Source organism: Achromobacter sp., from assembly GCF_049647645.1.
Taxonomy (GTDB): Bacteria; Pseudomonadota; Gammaproteobacteria; order Burkholderiales; family Burkholderiaceae_B; genus Achromobacter.
This window is the reverse complement of the sequence record NZ_JBARYB010000099.1, coordinates 20076-38346: the sequence shown is the minus strand read 5'-3', so window position 1 is coordinate 38346 and position 18271 is coordinate 20076. Positions and strand designations below refer to the sequence as shown.

Below are 18271 nucleotides of genomic sequence, written 5' to 3'. Positions count from 1 at the left end.
CAAAGGAAGACGCGATGAACCCGTCCCAGCCCGAGACAGGCCGACCCGGCCAGCCCGTCGTCAGCGCCACCGTCGTCGCCGGCAAGGCCACGCCGCGCGGCAAGTATCCGCACATCAAGCGCGCCGGCGATTTCCTGTATGTCTCGGGCACTAGCTCGCGCCTGCCCGACAACCGCATCGCGGGCGCCGAGGTCGACGCGATGGGCACCGCCACTCTGGACATCCGGGTGCAGACGCGCGCCGTCATCGAGAACATCCGCGACATCCTGGCCACGGCCGGCGCCACGCTGGCCGACGTGGTGGAGATCAGCACCTTCCTGGTCAACATGAACGATTTCGGCGGCTATAACCAGGTGTACGGCGAGTACTTCGACTCCGATGGTCCGGCCCGCACCACCGTCGCGGTGCATCAGCTGCCGCACCCGCAGTTGCTGATCGAGATCAAGGCCGTGGCCTACAAGCCGCAGGCGCGCTAGCGGCGCATGTCGGACTTCCGCATCACGCCCAACGCGCTCAGCCGCAAGCTGAAGCTGCACCAGCTGCAGATTTTCGAGCGTGTGCTGGCATGCCGTTCGCTGTCGCGCGCCGCCAGCGAATTGCATCTGACCCAGCCCACCGTCACCAAGGCCGTCCACGAACTGGAGACCTTCTTCGGCGCCGCCCTGTTCGAGCGCTCCAATCGCGGAGTCACGCCGACGGAACTGGCCGTGGTGCTGGGCCGCCGGGTCCACGCCATGATGGCCGAAATCCGCTACATGGCCGACGACATCGACGCGGTGCTGGGCGGCGCCAGCGGCCACGTGGTGGTGGGCACGCTGATCGCCGCGTCCGCCAAGCTGCTGCCCGAGGCCATTGCCCGCCTGATGACCGGACACCCCGGCATCCAGGTCAGCGTGCGTGAAGGGCCGACTTCCCAATTGTTGCCGGCGCTGGCCACGGGGGACCTGGACATCGTGGTCGGCCGCCTGCCCGGCGCCGATATGGCGTCCATCTCCGGTGTGGCGGTGGACCATCACAAGCTGTACCGCGAGGAGCTGTGCCTGGTGGCGCGCGCCGCCCATCCCCTGGCCGGCGCGCCGCCCGCGGCGCTGGCTGAACTGACCGACCATATCTGGATCCTGCCCGCCCCCAGCTCCCCGCTGCGCGCCTCGATCGAGCGCAGCTTCCTGGACGCCGGCCTGCGCCTGCCGGCCCGGCATGTCGAATCGCTGTCCCTCCTGACCAATATCGGCGTGCTGATGCACAGCGACGCGCTGGCGCTGCTGCCCTACGACGCGGCCGCGCCCTTCCTGTCCACTGGCATGCTGGCCCGCCTGCCCACCGACGCCTTCGGCGCGTTTGGCGACGTGGGCTACTCGGTGCGGGCGGACCGCCCGCTGACGCCAGCCTGCCAGCGCCTGGTCGACTATTTGAAGCAGATTGCCGCGCAACGCGCCGAAGCCGGCGCTGGCTGAAATTCTGGTCAGGGTTATCCCGCCATAGACACCACGCATACCCGGCGGCGTAATTTCTATTGTGCAGGTCCGCAAGGTCCCGCCTAGACTGCGGGCTATGGGGCAGCCGCGGTCCGCCCTCAGACTCCCGGAGATCCTCATGCCCGCCTATGGCCCGCCACTGAATTTCCAGCGCTGGATCGACGATCACGCGCACCTGCTCAAGCCGCCGGTCGGCAATCAGCAGATCTGGCAGGACGCCGATTTCATCGTCACCGTGGTTGGCGGCCCCAACCATCGCACCGACTACCACGACGATCCGCTGGAAGAGTTCTTCTACCAGTTGCGCGGCAACGCCTGGCTGTCGCTGTGGGTGGACGGCAAACCGGAGCGCGTGGACCTGAAGGAAGGCGACATCTTCCTGTTGCCCCCACACGTGCGGCATTCGCCGCAACGTCCCGAGGCCGACAGCGCCTGCCTGGTCATAGAACGCCAGCGCCCGCAGGGCCTGCTGGACGGCTTCGAATGGTATTGCCCGCAATGCGGCAGCCTGGTGCACCGCGTGGAGGTGCAGCTCAAGAGCATCGTGACGGATCTGCCGCCGCTGTTCCAGGCCTTCTATTCCAGCACCGAGAAACGCACCTGTCCCGGTTGCGGCGAAATCCATCCCGGCAAGGGCCATGCTCCCGCCGCGCAGGCGGCTCCTGCCTCGCCTCCTGTCTAGCGTGGCCGCAAACCGTCAGACTCCCGACCGACTTCTTTTCCATTTGCACATGACCCAGAAAATCGACATGCACGCGCACTTCTTCCCGCCGATCACCCGGCAGGAGGCTGCGGCGCTGGATCCGGTCCACGCCCCCTGGCTACGGCTGGACGGCGATGGCTCCACCGGTCAGATCATGGCGGGCGAGCGCCCCTTCCGTCCGGTGGACGCCACCTTGTGGGACCCGGCCCTGCGCCTGGAGCAGATGGACCGCAACGGCGTGGACCTGCAAATCCTGTGCGCCACGCCCGTCATGTTCGGCTATTCCTATCCCGCACAGGCGGCCGCCGACTGGGCGGCCCGCATGAACGACCTGGCGCTCGAACACTGCGCCCATGCGCCCACGCGCCTGAAGGCGCTGGCGCAGGTGCCGCTGCAGGACCTGGAGCTGGCCTGCAAGGAAGCGTCGCGGGCCCGCGCAGCCGGCCACCTGGGCGTGCAGATAGGCAACCACGTCGGCCCGCGCGACCTGGACGACGAAACCCTGGTGCAGTTCCTGATCCACTGCGCCAACCATGACATCCCGGTGCTGGTGCACCCCTGGGACATGATGACCGACGGCCGCATGAAAAAATGGATGCTGCCATGGCTGGTCGCCATGCCCGCGGAAACCCAGCTGGGCATACTGTCGCTGATCCTGTCGGGCGCGTTCGAACGCATCCCCCGCAGCCTGAAGCTCTGCTTCGCGCATGGCGGCGGCAGCTTCGCCTTCCTGCTGGGCCGCGTGGACAACGCCTGGCGCCATCGCGACATCATCCGCCAGGACTGTCCGCAGCTGCCCTCTTCCTACACCGACCGCTTCTACACCGACAGCGCGGTGTTCGATCCGCGCGCGCTGCGGCTGCTGATCGACGTGATGGGCGAGGACCGCGTGCTGCTGGGTTCGGACTATCCGTATCCACTGGGCGAGCAGGAAGTGGGCAAGCTGGTGACCCACGCCGGACTGCAGCAAGACGTGCAGCAGAAGATCCTGTGCCGCAACACGGTGGAGTTCTTCGGCCTGGAGCGGCGCGCCGGGTGACGGACGGGGAAAAACAGAACAGCGGGTCCCACGCCTGGGCGTGCAGCGCTGCTTGTAGAGGCAGGCGGCACGCCGCCTGCGGTCATGCGGCCGGCATGGGCTGGACCGAGCCTTCCGGGACCGGGACCGCGTCCCGCTCCAGGGCTTCCAGCGCGCCCAGCACCCCGAACGTCCGCAGCCGCTCCAGGTGCAAGGCCAGCGCGTCGACGAAGGCGGGCTTCCTGCCCAGGTCGCCGAAAACCGGCCGGAATCCTGCTACCACCGTGGCTCGGCGATGCGCCGCCTGCGCCGGGGACGAAGCCGTCGCGGCCACGTCGGCGCGCGCCAGCAGTTTGGCCAGCGCCCCGGCCAGCGGATCCTGGATGGAATAGGCGTTGCCCAGTTCGTCGTAGCCACGCAGGTAGTGCAGCCACGCTGCCACGGCGAGGGCCAGCCGGCCGAAATCGTCGCCCCGTTGCATGCGGTCGCGGATGGCGGCAAGCAGGCGCTGCGGCACCTTCTGCGAGCCGTCCATGGCGACTTGACGCGTGCGATGCGGCAGCGCCGGATTGGCCACGCGCGCAAGAAAGCGCAAGCGGTACTCTTCCAGCCCCGACTCGGGGATGCCGCGCAGCGTGGGGCCGAGTTCCAGCCGCATCATGTCATCGACGTAGCGGCGCAGCGCCGGCGTGGCGGCGGCCTCGCTGTTGGTGCGCAGGCCCAGCATCGAACCCAGGTACGCGAATGCGGAATGCGGCGCGTTGACCATGCGCAGTTTGAGGCGTTCGTAGGGCGCGGCGTTGCGCACGAAGCTGGCGCCCGCGGCGTCCCAGGCGGGCCTGCCGGCCGCGAACTTGTCCTCGATGACCCAGTTCAGGAAGGGCTCCCCCACCACGGGCCACGCGTCCTCGAAGCCCAGCCGTCGCGCCACATGCGCGCGGTCTTCGTCCTGCGTGCCCGGCACGATGCGGTCCACCATGGAATTCGGAAAGGTGCAGTGGTTGTCGATCCACGCGGTCAGGCCCACGTCGACCCGCAGCGCGAAGGCCAGCACCAGGCTGCGCAACGTATCGCCGTTGGCGTGCAGGTTGTCGCAGGACAGCAGCGTGAGGGGAGGCAGGCTGCGCTCGCGCCGCAGCGCCAGTCCGTATACCAGCATGCCGATGGTGCTGCGCGGCCTGACCGGATTCGCGAGGTCGTGCGCGATGTCCGGGTCGTCCCAGCGCAGGTGGCCGGTGGACGGCTCGTGGCTATAGCCTTTTTCGGTGACCGTCAGGCTGACGATGCGGGTCTGGGGGGAGGCGATGCGCTCCAGCACGGCCTGCGGATCTTCCTCCGCCACCACGATCCGCAGCACCGATCCGACCACCCGCAGTTGTTCCCGCGCCTGCCCATCCGGGCCCGCATCGCGCAGCGCCAGGGTGTACAGGCCGTCCTGCGGCGTCAGCGCATCGCGCGTGGCGGGGCTGCGCATCGAAACGCCCACGATGCCCCAACTCAGGTCACCGCTGGCGGCCATGGCCAGGTCCGTCAGCACCGCCTGATGGGCGCGGTGAAAGGCGCCTATGCCCAGGTGCACGATGCCGGGGGTCACCCTGCTGCGGTCATAGGCGGGAGATTCCACATCCTCGGGTAGATGTGCCAGGGACTCCGAGTTCAAGCGTTCGAGCATGGATTACCAGTGCCATAGTGCGCCATCATGCGCCTGCCGGTTGACCGGCAGGTAGGCGCGTTGGTAGGGATATCTGGCGGCGAGCGTTTCGTCGATGTCGACGCCATGGCCCGGCGCGTCGCCAGGGTATAGCATGCCCTGGTTGAAGCTGTAAGCATGGGGAAACACTGCGTCGGTCTCTTCGGTGTGCCGCATGTACTCCTGGATGCCGAAATTCGGCACCCACAGGTCGAAATGCAGGGCGGCTCCCATGCAGGCCGGCGACAGGTCGGTGGCGCCATGGCAGCCGGTCCGCACCTGGTAGAGCGCGGCCAGATCGGCGATGCGGCGCAGATGCGTGATGCCGCCCGCATGCACCACCGTGGCGCGAACGTAGTCGATCAACTGGTTTTCGATCAGGTCCTTGCAATCCCAGATGGTGTTGAACACTTCGCCCACGGCCAGCGGCGTGACCGTGTGCTGGCGGATCAGCCGGAAGGCTTCCTGGTTCTCCGCCGGCGTGGCGTCCTCCATCCAGAACAGGCGGTAGGGCTCCAGCGACTTGCCCAGGCGGCCAGCCTCGATGGGCGTGAGCCTGTGATGCACATCGTGCAGCAGGTGGGTGTCCCAGCCCACTGCGTCGCGCACCCGCTGGAACAGGCGCGGCGCGTGATCCAGGTATTTTTCCGTGGACCAGTCATGCTCGGACGGCAACGAGGCATCGGCCGGCTCGTAAAACAGGCGGCCGCGTCCCACGCCATAGACCGAGTTCAGTCCCGGCACCCCGCTCTGCGCGCGGACGGCCAGATAGCCCATCTCGCGATAGCGCAGCACCTCGTCCACGGTTTCGTCGATGTCGCGGCCATTGGCGTGGCCGTAGACCATGACGCCCGAGCGGCTCTTGCCGCCCAGCAGCTGGTACAGCGGCATGCCCGCGGCCTTGGCCTTGATGTCCCACAACGCCGTGTCCACGGCGGCGATCGCGGACATGGTGACCGGGCCGCGCCGCCAGTACGCGCCGCGGTACAGGTATTGCCAGATGTCCTCGATCTGCTGCGGGTCACGGCCGATCAGGCAGGGAATCACGTGCTCGGTCAGATAAGCCGCCACGGCCAGCTCGCGGCCGTTGAGCGTGGCGTCGCCGATGCCGTACAGGCCTTCATCGGTTTCGATCTTCAAGGTAACGAAGTTGCGGCCGGGGCTGCAGACGATAACGCGCGCTTGGATAATCTTCATGGATGGTCCTGTGGAATGCTGGAAATTCCTGGCCGACGCCGGGCTCCTACATCACCGCGCCCAGTTGCCAAGGCACGAATTCGTTCTGGCCGTAGCCGTGTTCCTCGCTGCGCGTGCGCCGGCCCGAGGCCGTTTCCAGCATCAGACGGAATATGCGCTCGCCCATCTGGGCCACGCTTTGCGCGCCGTCAACAACTTCCCCGCAATTGATGTCGATGTCGTCGGACTGGCGCTGCCACAGCGCCGTATTGGTCGATAGCTTCAACGACGGCGCGGGCGCACAGCCGTAGGCCGAACCGCGGCCGGTGGTGAAACAGATCAGGTTGGCGCCGCCGGCGACCTGGCCGGTCGCGGAAACCGGGTCGTAGCCCGGCGTATCCATGAACACCAGCCCGCGTTCGCGGACCGTCTCGGCATACTCATACACGTCGGCCAGGCGGGTCGTGCCGCTCTTGGCGATGGCGCCCAATGACTTTTCCAGGATGGTGGTCAGCCCGCCCGCCTTGTTGCCCGCCGAAGGGTTGTTGTCCATTTCGGCGTCGTTGCGGGCACAGTAGTCCTCCCACCAGCGCAGCCGGGCCAGCAGCTTGGCCGCCACCTCGGGGGTGGCCGCGCGCCGGGTGAGCAGGTGCTCGCCGCCGTAGATCTCCGGCGTCTCCGACAGGATGGCGGTGCCGCCATGGCGCACCAACAGGTCCACCGCGGCGCCCAGCGCCGGGTTGGCGCTGATGCCCGAATAGCCGTCGGACCCGCCGCACTGCAGGCCCACGGTCAGCTTGCCCGCGGGCACGGGTTGGCGGCGGACCCGGTCGGCCTGCGCCAACATGGCCCGCACCAGCTCGATCCCGCGCTCCACCGTCTTGCGCGTGCCGCCGGTCTCCTGGATGTTGAAGGTGTGCAGCAGGCCGCTCTCGCGCAGCCCTTCCTGCTCCATCAAGCCGCCGATCTGATTGGTCTCGCAACCCAGGCCCAGCACCAGCAGGCCCGCGAAATTGGGATGCCTGGCATAGCCGCCCAACGTACGGCGCAGCAGCCGCAGCGGCTCGCCCTCGCTGCCCGTGGCGCAGCCCGCGCCGTGCGTCAGCGCCACCACGCCGTCCACGTTGGGATAGCCGGCCAGCGCGTCCGGATGGATGTCGCGGCGGAAATGATCGGCGATGGCGCGCGCGGCGGTGGCCGAACAGTTCACGCTGGTGAGGATGCCGATGTAGTTGCGGGTGGCGACGCGGCCATCGGCCCGCAAGATGCCGTCGAACTGCGCGGGCTCCTCCACATAATCGGTAGCGCGCGCGTCGGCGCCGACTGCGTAGTCGCGCTCGAAGTCGGAGAACTCCAGGTTCTGGGTATGGACATGCGAGCCGGGCGCGATGTCGCAGCGCGCCACGCCGATGACCTGGTTGTAGCGCCGCACCGGTTCGCCAGCGGCAATGGCACGCGTCGCCACCTTGTGCCCGGGCGGCACCAGCCCGCGCACGACGACGTTTTCGCCGGCCAGGCGCGTGCCGCCGGCCAACTGGCGCCTGGCGATCACCACGTTGTCCGCCGGATGGATGCGTATGACCGCGGTATCGGTTTCTGACATGGAAGGCTCCTGGCTTGCGCGCGCCGCTAACCGTCGATCAGCGACGGATCCCAGGCGTGGACGCGCTGCCGCTGCTCGCCCAGGCCCGCAATGCCCAACCGCATCTCATCGCCGGCCTTCAGGTACACGGGCGCCGGCTTCTGGCCCATGCCCACGCCCGGCGGCGTGCCGGTGCTGATCAGGTCGCCCGGGTACAGCGTCATGAAGCGGCTGACGTAGGACACCAGTTGCGCCACGCCGAACACCATGGTGCGGGTGCTGCCGTTCTGATAGCGCTTGCCGTTGACGTCCAGCCACATGTCCAGCGCCTGCGGCTCGGCGATTTCGTCGGCGGTAACCAGCCACGGGCCGATCGGGCCGAAGGTGTCGCAGCCCTTGCCCTTGTCCCAGGTGCCGCCGCGCTCGATCTGGTACTCGCGTTCGGACACGTCATTCACCACGCAATAGCCGGCCACGTGGTTCATGGCGTCGGCTTCGCTGACGTAGCGGGCGCGTTCGCCGATCACCACGCCCAGCTCGACTTCCCAGTCGGTCTTGACGGATGCTTGCGGCAGCACCACCGGATCATTGCAGCCGACCACGGCCGAGGTGGGTTTCATGAAAATCACCGGCTCGGCCGGCACCGGCAGCCCGGATTCGGCGGCATGATCGGCGTAGTTCAGGCCGATGCAGATGAACTTGCCCATGCCGCTCCAGGGCGGCGCCAGGCGGCCCGGGCGGTCCACCAGGGGCAGGCTGGCCGGGTCCAGCGCGCGCAGCGGCGCCAGGCCGGCGTGCGTGAGCGTGGCGGCGGCAATGTCCGGCAAGACTGCCGATAGATCCCGCAGCTGCCCATTGGCGTCGAGCATGCCGGGTTTCTCCGCGCCTTTCGTGCCATAGCGCAACAATTTCATCGCATGTTCCTCATATGTGTGTCGTGAATGTTCAGTTCGACCAGCCGCCGTCGATCACCTGGGCGGTACCCGTGGTGAAGGCGGACTCGTCGCTGGCCAGGTACAGCGCCAACAAGGCGATTTCCTCGGCGCTGCCGATGCGGCCCATGGGTTGGCGGGCGACGAAGGCCGCCTCGACGGCAGCCAGCGTCTGTCCGCCGGCGCTCGCCTGCGCCTCGATGCGCTGGCGCAGCGAAGGCGACTCCACCGTGCCCGGGCAGATGGCGTTGCAGCGTATGCCCTGCCCCACGTAGTCCGCGGCCACGGACTTGGTCAGCCCGATCACCGCCGCCTTGGTGGATCCATAGACGCAGCGGTTGGGCGCGCCTTTGATACTGGACGCCACCGAGGCCATGTTGACGATGGAACCGCCGCCGCGCGCCAGCATGCCGGGCAGGCAGGCGCGGATCATGCGGTACATGGACTTCACGTTCAGCTCGAACGAGAAGTCCCAGGCCTGTTCGTCGCAATCCAGGATGGTCCCGGCATGCACGAAGCCGGCGCCGTTGAACAGCACGTCCACCGGCCCCGCGTCGGCAATCAGCGCGGCGACTGCGCCGGCATCGGTCACATCCAGCGTCCTGCGCCGGCATCCCGCCAGCGTCTCGAGCGCCCCGCCGTTGATGTCCAACGCCAGCACGTCGGCGCCTTCGCGAACATAGGCCTCGGCCACGGCGCGGCCTATGCCCTGTCCCGCGGCGGTGACGATGGCGGTCTTGCCTTGCAGTCTTCCAGTCATGGCGTTTTCCTTTTTACTTGGCCATGCCCATGGCGGTGGGCAGCCAGAGCGTGATCTGCGGGATGTAGGTAATGGCGATCAGCGCCACGAACAGCGGCACCAGCCAGGGCAGGATGGCTACCGTGGTCCGTTCCACCGACAGTTTGGATACGCGCGCCAGCACGAACAGCACCATGCCCATGGGCGGGTGCAGCAGGCCTATCATCAGGTTCAGCGTCATGATCAAGCCGAAATGGATCGGGTCGATGCCAAGCTTGAGCACGATGGGCAGCAGGATAGGCACCAGGATGGTGATGGCGGCGATGGTGTCGATGAAGCAGCCCACGATCAGGATCAGCACGTTGGCCATCAGCAGGAACACCCACTTGTTCTGCGTCACGCTGAGAATGCCGTCGGTCAGCGCCTGGGCGGCCTGGGTGGTGGTCAACAGCCACGCGAACACCGAGGCAGCGGTGACGATGAACAGCACCGACGCCGTGGTCTCTATGGTGTCGAAAGTGGCCTTGGCCAGGGTCCGCAAGGTCATGGAGCGATAGCGCACCAGCCCCAAGAACAGCGCCCATATCACGGCGGCCACGGCGGCCTCCGTGGGCGTGAACCAGCCCAGCGTCATCCCTCCGATCAGGATGACCGGCGCCATCAACGCCATCACCGCCGAAAAGTTGTAGCGCCAGTCCAGCGCCAGCAATACGGCAAAGGCGATGCCCGCGGCCAGGTTGGCCGACACGCCGGCCTCGGTCATGAGCCAGATCGACAGCGGGAACGCCAGCACGATGCCGACTTCCAGCCCGGCCGCGCCCAGCCGCTTCCAGTTGAAGGACACATCGCCGCCCCAATTGTTGCGGCGCGCATAGTAGGCCACGGTCAGCATCATCAGCACGGTCAGGACCGCGCCAGGAATGAGCCCCGCCAGGAACAGCGAGCCGATCGACACGTTGGCCATCATGCCGTAAATGACGAAAGGCAGTGACGGCGGGATGATGGGCCCCAAGGTGGCCGAGGCGGCCGTCACGCCCACCGCGAACTCGGTCTCGTAGCCATGGTCCTTCATGGCCTTGATTTCGATGGTGCCCAGGCCCGCGGCGTCGGCGATGGCGGTGCCCGACATGCCGGCGAACACCACCGAGCCGATGATGTTCACCTGCCCCAGCCCGCCGCGCATCCAGCCCACCAGCGCCACGGCGAAGTTGTAGATGCGGCCGGTGATGCCGGCGATGTTCATCAGGTTGCCGGCCAGGATGAAGAACGGCACGGCCAGCAGCGGGAAGGACTCCACGCCCGCGATCATGCGCTGCGCCACCACCACGTCGGGCACGCTGCCCGAAATCAGCACGAACAGCAGCGACGCGCCTGCCATGGCCACCGCCACCGGCAGGCCGACGATCATCAACAGCAGAAAGGTCCCGATCAGTATGCCCATGTCTCGCTTCCGGTTGTCGTTGTCGGATTCCGGGAGCTGTCCCGGACCAGCTTTAGTCCTGCGACTCGTAGGCCGCGGGGTTTTCCAGGATGGAATAGCCCTGGCGCCAGTTGCGCGCCGACACCTGCACGGAGCGCAGGAACATCAGGACGAATCCGGCCAGCGCCATCCAGTAGACAAAGGCCTTGTTCCAGAACAGCGTGGTCATGGGTTCGTCGCCCACCAGGACGATGTAGCGGTACGTGAGCCACACCGCATAGCCGAAGAAGGCCGTGCGCAGCAGGTCGATGACGGTGGCCAACACGCGGCCAACAGGGCGCGGCAGATAGCGGTACAGGAAGTCCACCTGGATATGGCGGCAGGCGCGCACACACATGGCCGAACCGATGAACACCACGCCGATCAGGCAATAGACGGCGAGTTCCTCGGTCCAGGCGTAGGAATCGTTCAACACGTAGCGCGAAAAAAACTGCAGGAAGACCAGCAGGGCCATGACCCAGAAGATGCCCAGGCAGATCCAGTCCTCGGGCTGGTACCCAGCCAGGCTGACCTCGTGCTGGTCGGCTTCCTCGAAGCTGTGGACGATCTCCTCCGCCGTGGCGGGCGGCTGCTGCCCGGCGGGATGGACAGGGTTGCTGCTGGCGGCCGCCATGACGGCGGCCTTGGCATCGGAATGCATGGCGTTCCCCTTGTGCGGAATCGGACGGGTCGAGGCGAGGCCGCCTGGGCGGCCCCGGGCGCGCTTACTTCACGGCCTGGATCCGTTCCCAATCCGATTTTTCGTAGCCGTACTGCTTGAACGGCACTTTCTCCAGCACGGTGTCGCGGAAATCCGCGACGTTCACTTCCGCCACGTTGAGGCCGCGCTTGCGGAATACCTCGACCATCTTCTTCTCGCTTTCGGCGACTTCCGCGGAGGCCTTTTCCGCCGCCTGCTGCGCGACTTCGGAGAAGATCTTCTTGTCCTCGTCGGACAGGCTCTTCCATAGCTTGCCCGAGATGACCGTGTTCAGGTGATCGACGATGTGGCCGGTGAGGATGATGTTCTTCTGCACTTCGTAGAACTTCTTGGCCTCGATGGTGGTGAGCGGATTCTCCTGCGCCTCCACGGTGCCGTTCTGCAAAGCCAGGTAGACCTCGGCGAAGGCGATCGGCGCGGTGTTGGCGCCGCAGGCGCGCGGCATGGCCAGGTAGGCGGCCACGTCCGGCACGCGGATCTTCAGGCCCTTCATTTCGGAGCACTTGGTGAAGGGGCGGTTGGACGTGGTCTGGCGCGTGCCGTAGTACGTGGTGGCGACGATGTGGTTGCCGCTTTTCTCGTCGTAGCCACGCGTGAGCTCCTTGTAGATATCGCTCTTGGTGTAGGCGATCAGGTGCTCGGGATTGCGGAAGATGTAGGGATAGTAGGTGACGCCGATGCGGGGGAAACTCTTGGCCGCGAAGCTGGAGCCCGAGATGATCATATCCACCGTGCCCAGGGTCAGGCCCTGGTTGATATCGTTTTCCTTACCCAGCTGCGAGGCCGGGTACACGTCGATCTGGTAGCGGCCGTTGGTGCGTTTGCCGATTTCCTGCGCTGCCCAGACGGAAGCGGTATGGAAGGGTTCGGATGTCTCGTACACGTGGGCCCACTTGAGCTTGGTCTGCGCCAGCACGCTGCCGCTGGCGGCGAGCGCCAGGGCGGCAACCAGCGCCTTGACGGCGTTGCCTAGGTTCATGTCGTCTCCTCGTTGTTTTTTGAATGCCCGTCCTGGCGGCCCGTGTTGAGCCGCCAGCGGGTCATGCTTCAACTACAAGTTGCACCTTGGTACTGCGACTGCGATCCGCCGCCAGCTCGAAGGCCTCGAATGCCCGCGACAACGGCAACTGCGCGCTCATCAGGGGCCGCACGTCCACCTTGCGCGTGCGCAGGTAAGAGACCGCCCAATCGAACTCCACGCCCGCGCGGAACGCGCCGACATAGTCGAGCTCCCGCGCCATGATGTTGTTGGCCGGAAACGCGATGCCCTCGGCGGGCAGCGTTCCCACTTGCACGATGCGGCCGCCGCGCCGTGTCGCGGTCAGGCAGGTCGCCAGCGCCGCCGGGCTGCCCGCGGCCTCGATGCTGATGTCGGCGATATCGGCCAGATCCGCGGGCGCGAGCAAGTCGCTACGCATGGCCTCGTCGGCGCCGACCTGGCGCGCCATGTCCAGGGGTCGGTCGGCCACGTCCATCACGGTCACGCGCGCCGCTCCCGCCAGCCTGGCGGCCAGCACGGTCATGCAGCCTATGGTGCCGCCGCCCGTCACCAGGACATGCTTGCCCATCATCGGTCCGGCCCGGTTGACGCCGTGCAGGCCGATGGACAGCGGTTCGGCACAGGCGATTTCACCCAGCGAGACATCCTCTTCCGGCACCGGCGTCAATTGCCGCTCGCCCATCACGAAGCGTTCGCGAAACATGCCTTGCACATGCGGGTAGATGCTGGCGCTGCCGAGAAAGCGCATGTTGCGGCACAGATTGTCGCGGCCGGCGCGGCAGTAGTCGCAGCCGCCGCAAGGGTGTGAGGGATTGATGGCGACCTTCATGCCCGGCGCCACCGAGCGCACGGCGGCGCCGGTCCGCAGCACCACGCCCGAGGCCTCGTGGCCGGGGATGAGAGGCTCGCGAATGACGAAGGCGCCCACGCGGCCATGCAGGAAGTAGTGCAGGTCGGATCCGCAGATGCCCCCGGCGCCCAATCGCAGTTCGACCTCGTGCGGCGCCAGCGGCGCGACTTCGTCCGGTTCCAGGCGCAGGTCGCGCGCCCCGTGGATGCGACAGGCCAGCGTCATGGCGACTTGCTCCTTGGCGTTCCGAACGGGGGGCACCTGCGCGGGATGCTCATGGTTCCGGCTGCTCCCGGCTGGCTAGTGGTTGGCCGGGAGCGTCCGCGCCGGGCCAGCTTGCGGTGAGGCGGTCGTGCGAGCAGGCCAGATGATGATGCATGGCAGCGCGCGCGCCGCGGTCGTCCCCGGCGCGGATGGCGTCGATGACCTTGCGATGCTCGGCAATGGCGGCCGCCCAACTGGAAGGATTCTCGAAGTAGTCGCCCAGCTTCACGGACAAGGGGTTATGGCGCTCGTCGAACAGTTCGCTCACCACACGCACCAGCACGGCGTTGTTCGCCATCTCGGCGACACGCAGGTGGAACAGCCGGTCTCCGCGGATCGGCACGTTGCCGGCCAGCGCCTCGTCTTCCATGGCGCCGACGGCTTCAGCCAAACCATCCACCAGCGCGGGGGAGTTGCGCAGCGCAGCCTGTGCGGCCAGTTCACCTTCGATCACCTGGCGGGCGCGTATGGTTTCCAAGGGGCTCTCGGCCATCAGGCTGGCGCGCGGGCCGCCGGCCAGGCTTTGCACATAGACGCCCGAACCCATGCGGACTTCCACCCAGCCTTCGACCTCCAGCGCGATCAGCGCCTCGCGCACCGAAGGACGCGACACGCCCAGCTTGAGCGCAAGATCGCGCTCGGGCGGCAGACGCGCGCCGACCGGAAACTCGCCCGTCTCGATCAACAGGCGAAGCTGGTCGGCGATCTGGCGGTACAGGCGGCGAGGTTCGATGGTCTGGATAGGCATGGACTGGGTGGAAAATTCAGGCCAAAAGGTAAAGTGGCCTTACCAATTGACCAAATCTTGCGCCGCTCCCGCATGCGTCACAATTAGGGTTTGCCCAAAGATGCACGCGATGGCTTCGCGGGCAATGCATATCTGTTAAAAAGCCGCCACACCCAGCCCACTTTCCGCACCCATGTCACAGAATCCGCATCATTCGCCCTACAAGAGCACGGGCGGCCTGCGTCGCATCCTCAACGCGCTGCGCTACTCCTTGCAGGGCCTGCAGGCCGCCATCAAGTACGAGGCGGCCTTCCGCCAGGAACTCGCGCTGGCCGTGCTGATGATCCCCGCCGCATTCTTCCTCGGCCGGACCACGGTCGAAGTGTTTTTCCTGGTGGGCACGGTGATCATGGTGTTGGCGGCGGAGCTGCTGAATTCCGCCATCGAAGCGCTGGCCGACGCGCTTTCCGTCGAATCGCACCCGCTGCTGGGCCGCGCCAAGGACCTGGGCAGCGCCGCAGTGATGCTGCTGCTGATCTTCGCCGGGACGGTCTGGGTGGGCGTGGCCATCAGCCGTTTCGTCATGCATTGACACGGCTAGTCATCTCCGGGGAGATGCGCCGCTATTTATACTGGAAGCCATGATGCCTAGATCGACGCCCAACTCCTCTGAGCGCATTGTCATCGTCGGCGGCGGCGCCGGCGGCCTGGAATTGGCGGCCAAGCTTGGCCGCGTGCATGGCCGGCAACACATCACGCTGGTCGACAGCCGTCCCTTCCATATCTGGAAGCCCTCGCTGCATGAAGCCGCCGCGGGCACGCTGGACATCCACCAGGAAGGCCTGTCCTACCTGATGCTGGCCCACATGAACGGGTTTTCGTTCGCGCAGGGCCGCCTGGAACGGGTCGACCGCGAGCAGCGCCGCGTCACGCTGGACGCGGTGAACGACGCGCAAGGCCAGGAAGTCCTGCCGCGCCGTGAACTCGCCTACGACACCCTGGTGCTGGCCATGGGCAGCACCTCCAATTTCTTCAATACCCCTGGCGCGGCCGAACACGCGGTGACGCTGGACTCCACCGAAAACGCCGAGCAATTCCGCCTGACCATGCTCAAGGCCATGGCGCTGGTGGACCAGGCCAAGGTACGCAACCCCTCGGCCCGGCTCGATCTGGTGATCGTGGGCGGCGGCGCCACCGGCGTCGAGCTGGCGGTGGAACTGGTCGAGGCCAGCCACGTGGTCAGCGCCTATGGCCTGCCCAATTTCCAAGCCGAACGCGACCTGGCCATCACCTTGGTCGAGGGCGCGCCGCGCATCCTGTCGGCCCTGCCCGAGAAAATCTCGGTGGCGGCCACCAAGCGGCTGACGGAGCTGGGCATCCGGGTGGAAGCGTCCTGCCGGGTCTCGGAGGTCACCGCCGACAGTGTCAAAACGGCCGACGGCCGCGAATTTCCCGCCCAACTCTGCATGTGGGCAGCGGGCATCCAGGGCCCGGCCCTGCTGGCCGATCTGGGCCTGCCCCTGAACAAAGTCGGCCAGCTCGAAGTCAATGAACGGCTGGAAACCCCCGATCCGCATATCCTGGCGCTGGGCGACTGCTGCGCCGCGCCCTGGCGCGACGGCCGCAGCGTGCCGGCACGCGCCCAGGCGGCGCACCAGGAAGCCGACTATCTGGCCAAGAAGCTCACCGCGCGCCTGCGCCACGCGGCCGAGCCCACCGGACCCTACGTCTACGAGGACCACGGCTCGCTGGTATCACTGGGCCAGGATGCCGGCGTCGGCAGCCTGATGGGCAAGCTGGCGGGGCGGGGACTGTTCGTAAGCGGTACACTGGCACGCCTGATGTACATGAGCCTGCACCTGATGCACCACAAGGCGGTGCTCGGCATCTCGCGTACCGCCTCCCTTGCCCTGGCCCGCCTGCTCATGCGGCGCACGCGCCCGCGGGTCAAACTGCACTGAACTCCCATGAATTTCCTGCAAAAACTCGAACACGCCTGGACCACCAGCAACTCGCTCCTGCAAGTCGGGCTGGATCCCGATCCGCAGCGCTTCCCCCGCGAACTGCAGGATAAGCCGGACGCCATCTTCCAGTTCTGCCGCGACATCGTGGACGCCACCGCGCCCTATGCGTGCAGCTTCAAGCCGCAGATCGCCTACTTCGCCGCGCACCGCGCCGAAGACCAGCTGGAAGCGCTGTGCCAGCACATCCGAGAAAAGCATCCGGACCTGCCCATTGTGCTGGACGCCAAGCGCGGCGACATCGGCTCCACCGCCGAAAACTATGCCCGTGAAGCCTACGAACGCTACCAGGCGCATGCGCTGACCGTCAGCCCCTACATGGGCCTGGACTCGGTCGAGCCCTACCTGGCATGGCGCGACCGCGGCGTGATCGTGCTGTGCCGCACCTCCAACCCCGGCGGATCGGACCTGCAATTCCTGAAGATGGACAATGGCGAGCCGCTGTACCTGCACGTCGCAGGCCTGGTCGCCGACAAGTGGAACGCCAACGGCCAGTGCGGCCTGGTGGTGGGCGCGACCTTCCCGAATGAACTGGCTGCCGTGCGCCAGCGCATCGGCGACGCGCTGCCCCTGCTGGTACCGGGCATCGGCGCCCAGGGCGGCGACATCACCGCCACCGTGAACGCCGGCGCCAACGCCGCCCGCAGCGGCATGATGATCAATTCGTCCCGCGCCATCATCTACGCCAGCGGCGGCGACGACTGGCGCGAAGCCGCCGGCACGGCGGCCAAGGGCCTGCGCGACTCAATCAACGCGGTGCGCTGAACCGGGCGGGGGGCTTGCCCCCCAAGCCGCGGCAGTTCCTTGCTTCAGCGCCGATTGACCGGCGCTCCCAACAACTCCAGCAGGCCGCGCAGCGCGTAATCCACCGCTGCCTGGCGCACTTGCGCGCGGTCGCCCGGGAACACGTGCGTGACGGCGCGGCTGCTGATGCCCTCGCCCGCACGCAGCGCGAAACCGAAGCACACCATGCCCACCGGCTTGCCGGGTGTGGCCCCGCCAGGACCGGCAATGCCGGTCGTGGATACCGCTACATGCGCGGCGGGGGACGCCAACAGCACGCCGTTGGCCATCTCCAGCGCGACCGGCTCGCTGACGGCGCCGAAGTGGTGCAAGGCATCGGGCGACACGTCCAGTTCGGAGACCTTGGCTTCGTTGCTGTAGGTGACGAAGCCGCGTTCGAACCAGTCGCTGGAACCCGCTACCGCCGTCATGGCGCCGGCCAGCAGGCCGCCGGTGCAGGATTCGGCCGTGCCCAGCATCCAGCCCTTGCGCCGCAGCGTTTCGCCTAGCCTTTCGGCCAGCGCCAGCGACGTGGCCTGCGCCAGCTGTTCGGCCGACAGATTGGGCCGGGTGCCTTCTTGTTGTCCGCTCATCCCAAGACTCCTGTGCGCACGACCAGCGCCATGACCAGCAAGGCGTATGCGGCCGCCACGATATCGTCCCACATCACGCCAAAACCGCCCTTGATGTGGGCATCGAAGAACTTGATGGGAGGCGGCTTGACGATGTCGAACGTGCGGAACAACACGAACGCCAGCGCCTGCGATAACCAGCCCGCGGGCGTCAGCCAGAGCACCAGCCAGAACGCCACCATCTCGTCCCAGACCATTCCGACATGATCCGACTGCTGGAGTTCACGGCCGACGCGATGGCAGGCCCAGCATCCGTACAAAAAAGCCAGTGCCAGGAACACGCCTATCGCCAGGTCCGACGCGGCAGGCGCGGCGGCGACCCAGATCGCCCAGGCCAGCAGCGTGCCCCAGGTGCCCGAGGCCGGCCGGATCAGGCCGCTGCCGAAGCCGAAAGCGATCAGCCGGCCGGGATCCCGGCAGACCCAGGACAACGGCGGATAGGCGGTCCGGGCGCGGTCGCGCATGGAGGGAGGACGATTGTCGGTCGCGGACATGGGAG

General features: G+C 67.0%; 19 protein-coding genes. 7 read left to right on the top strand and 12 right to left on the bottom strand.

Annotated features, from left to right (window positions below):
• The first annotated feature begins 14 nt into the window (after positions 1 to 14).
• The 4 genes from WBB14_RS11895 to WBB14_RS11880 all read left to right on the top strand — a co-directional run bounded on the left by WBB14_RS11895 (position 15) and on the right by WBB14_RS11880 (position 3217).
• On the top strand, positions 15 to 476 hold the full coding sequence (locus WBB14_RS11895; protein ID WP_424239989.1) for a RidA family protein: 462 nt from the start codon (positions 15 to 17) through the stop codon (positions 474 to 476).
• A 6-nt stretch (positions 477 to 482) separates the two neighbouring features.
• Positions 483 to 1454, top strand: coding sequence for a LysR substrate-binding domain-containing protein (locus WBB14_RS11890; RefSeq protein WP_424239988.1), 972 nt, complete (start codon positions 483 to 485; stop codon positions 1452 to 1454).
• Between the two features lie 139 nt (positions 1455 to 1593).
• Positions 1594 to 2157 carry a 3-hydroxyanthranilate 3,4-dioxygenase gene (locus tag WBB14_RS11885; RefSeq protein WP_424239987.1) on the top strand — a complete coding sequence of 188 codons (564 nt, stop codon included), beginning with the start codon at positions 1594 to 1596 and terminating at the stop codon, positions 2155 to 2157.
• Positions 2158 to 2206: 49 nt separating this feature from the next.
• Positions 2207 to 3217, top strand: a complete 1011-nt coding sequence (locus WBB14_RS11880) for an amidohydrolase family protein (RefSeq protein ID WP_424239986.1) — start codon at positions 2207 to 2209, stop codon at positions 3215 to 3217.
• Between the two features lie 82 nt (positions 3218 to 3299).
• On the opposite strand, the gene WBB14_RS11875 is transcribed toward WBB14_RS11880, so the two are convergent.
• From WBB14_RS11875 to WBB14_RS11830, 10 genes are all read right to left on the bottom strand, one after another.
• Positions 3300 to 4868 (bottom strand): mannitol dehydrogenase family protein, encoded by a 1569-nt coding sequence (locus WBB14_RS11875; RefSeq protein ID WP_424239985.1) that lies wholly within the window; start codon positions 4866 to 4868, stop codon positions 3300 to 3302.
• Positions 4869 to 4871: 3 nt separating this feature from the next.
• On the bottom strand, positions 4872 to 6083 hold the full coding sequence (manD, locus tag WBB14_RS11870) for a D-mannonate dehydratase ManD (protein ID WP_424239984.1): 1212 nt from the start codon (positions 6081 to 6083) through the stop codon (positions 4872 to 4874).
• A 46-nt stretch (positions 6084 to 6129) separates the two neighbouring features.
• A complete protein-coding gene (locus WBB14_RS11865; protein WP_424239983.1) occupies positions 6130 to 7665 on the bottom strand; it encodes a UxaA family hydrolase in 1536 nt (511 codons plus the stop codon).
• Positions 7666 to 7691: 26 nt separating this feature from the next.
• Positions 7692 to 8558, bottom strand: coding sequence for a fumarylacetoacetate hydrolase family protein (locus WBB14_RS11860; protein ID WP_424239982.1), 867 nt, complete (start codon positions 8556 to 8558; stop codon positions 7692 to 7694).
• 31 nt (positions 8559 to 8589) lie between these two features.
• Complete coding sequence (locus tag WBB14_RS11855; protein WP_424239981.1) at positions 8590 to 9336, bottom strand: SDR family oxidoreductase; 747 nt, start codon at positions 9334 to 9336, stop codon at positions 8590 to 8592.
• A 13-nt stretch (positions 9337 to 9349) separates the two neighbouring features.
• Positions 9350 to 10756, bottom strand: coding sequence for a TRAP transporter large permease (locus WBB14_RS11850; protein ID WP_424239980.1), 1407 nt, complete (start codon positions 10754 to 10756; stop codon positions 9350 to 9352).
• 52 nt (positions 10757 to 10808) lie between these two features.
• Entirely contained in the window at positions 10809 to 11435 is a 627-nt protein-coding gene (locus tag WBB14_RS11845; RefSeq protein ID WP_424239979.1) for a TRAP transporter small permease, read from the bottom strand.
• Between the two features lie 64 nt (positions 11436 to 11499).
• Positions 11500 to 12474, bottom strand: a complete 975-nt coding sequence (locus WBB14_RS11840; RefSeq protein WP_424239978.1) for a sialic acid TRAP transporter substrate-binding protein SiaP — start codon at positions 12472 to 12474, stop codon at positions 11500 to 11502.
• Between the two features lie 61 nt (positions 12475 to 12535).
• Positions 12536 to 13570 carry an L-idonate 5-dehydrogenase gene (locus WBB14_RS11835; RefSeq protein ID WP_424239977.1) on the bottom strand — a complete coding sequence of 345 codons (1035 nt, stop codon included), beginning with the start codon at positions 13568 to 13570 and terminating at the stop codon, positions 12536 to 12538.
• Positions 13571 to 13619: 49 nt separating this feature from the next.
• A complete protein-coding gene (locus tag WBB14_RS11830) occupies positions 13620 to 14357 on the bottom strand; it encodes a FadR/GntR family transcriptional regulator (RefSeq protein WP_424239976.1) in 738 nt (245 codons plus the stop codon).
• Positions 14358 to 14529: 172 nt separating this feature from the next.
• On the opposite strand from WBB14_RS11830, the gene WBB14_RS11825 reads away from it, so the two are divergent.
• The 3 genes from WBB14_RS11825 to pyrF are packed head-to-tail and all read left to right on the top strand — an operon-like array spanning position 14530 to position 17122.
• The gene (locus tag WBB14_RS11825; RefSeq protein ID WP_054451923.1) at positions 14530 to 14928 is read left to right on the top strand and encodes a diacylglycerol kinase; all 399 of its coding nucleotides are present in this window, start codon (positions 14530 to 14532) and stop codon (positions 14926 to 14928) included.
• A 49-nt stretch (positions 14929 to 14977) separates the two neighbouring features.
• Positions 14978 to 16297, top strand: a complete 1320-nt coding sequence (locus WBB14_RS11820) for an NAD(P)/FAD-dependent oxidoreductase (protein ID WP_424239975.1) — start codon at positions 14978 to 14980, stop codon at positions 16295 to 16297.
• Between the two features lie 6 nt (positions 16298 to 16303).
• Entirely contained in the window at positions 16304 to 17122 is an 819-nt protein-coding gene (pyrF, locus tag WBB14_RS11815) for an orotidine-5'-phosphate decarboxylase (protein WP_424239974.1), read from the top strand.
• A 44-nt stretch (positions 17123 to 17166) separates the two neighbouring features.
• Here the strand turns inward: pyrF and WBB14_RS11810 are convergent, their stop codons facing one another.
• Positions 17167 to 17733: a CinA family protein gene (locus WBB14_RS11810; protein WP_207470570.1), complete on the bottom strand. Its 567-nt coding sequence runs from the start codon at positions 17731 to 17733 to the stop codon at positions 17167 to 17169.
• Positions 17730 to 18236 (bottom strand): phosphatidylglycerophosphatase A family protein, encoded by a 507-nt coding sequence (locus tag WBB14_RS11805; RefSeq protein WP_041656413.1) that lies wholly within the window; start codon positions 18234 to 18236, stop codon positions 17730 to 17732. Before WBB14_RS11805 ends, WBB14_RS11810 begins: the two co-directional genes overlap by 4 nt.
• Positions 18237 to 18271: the final 35 nt, after the last annotated feature.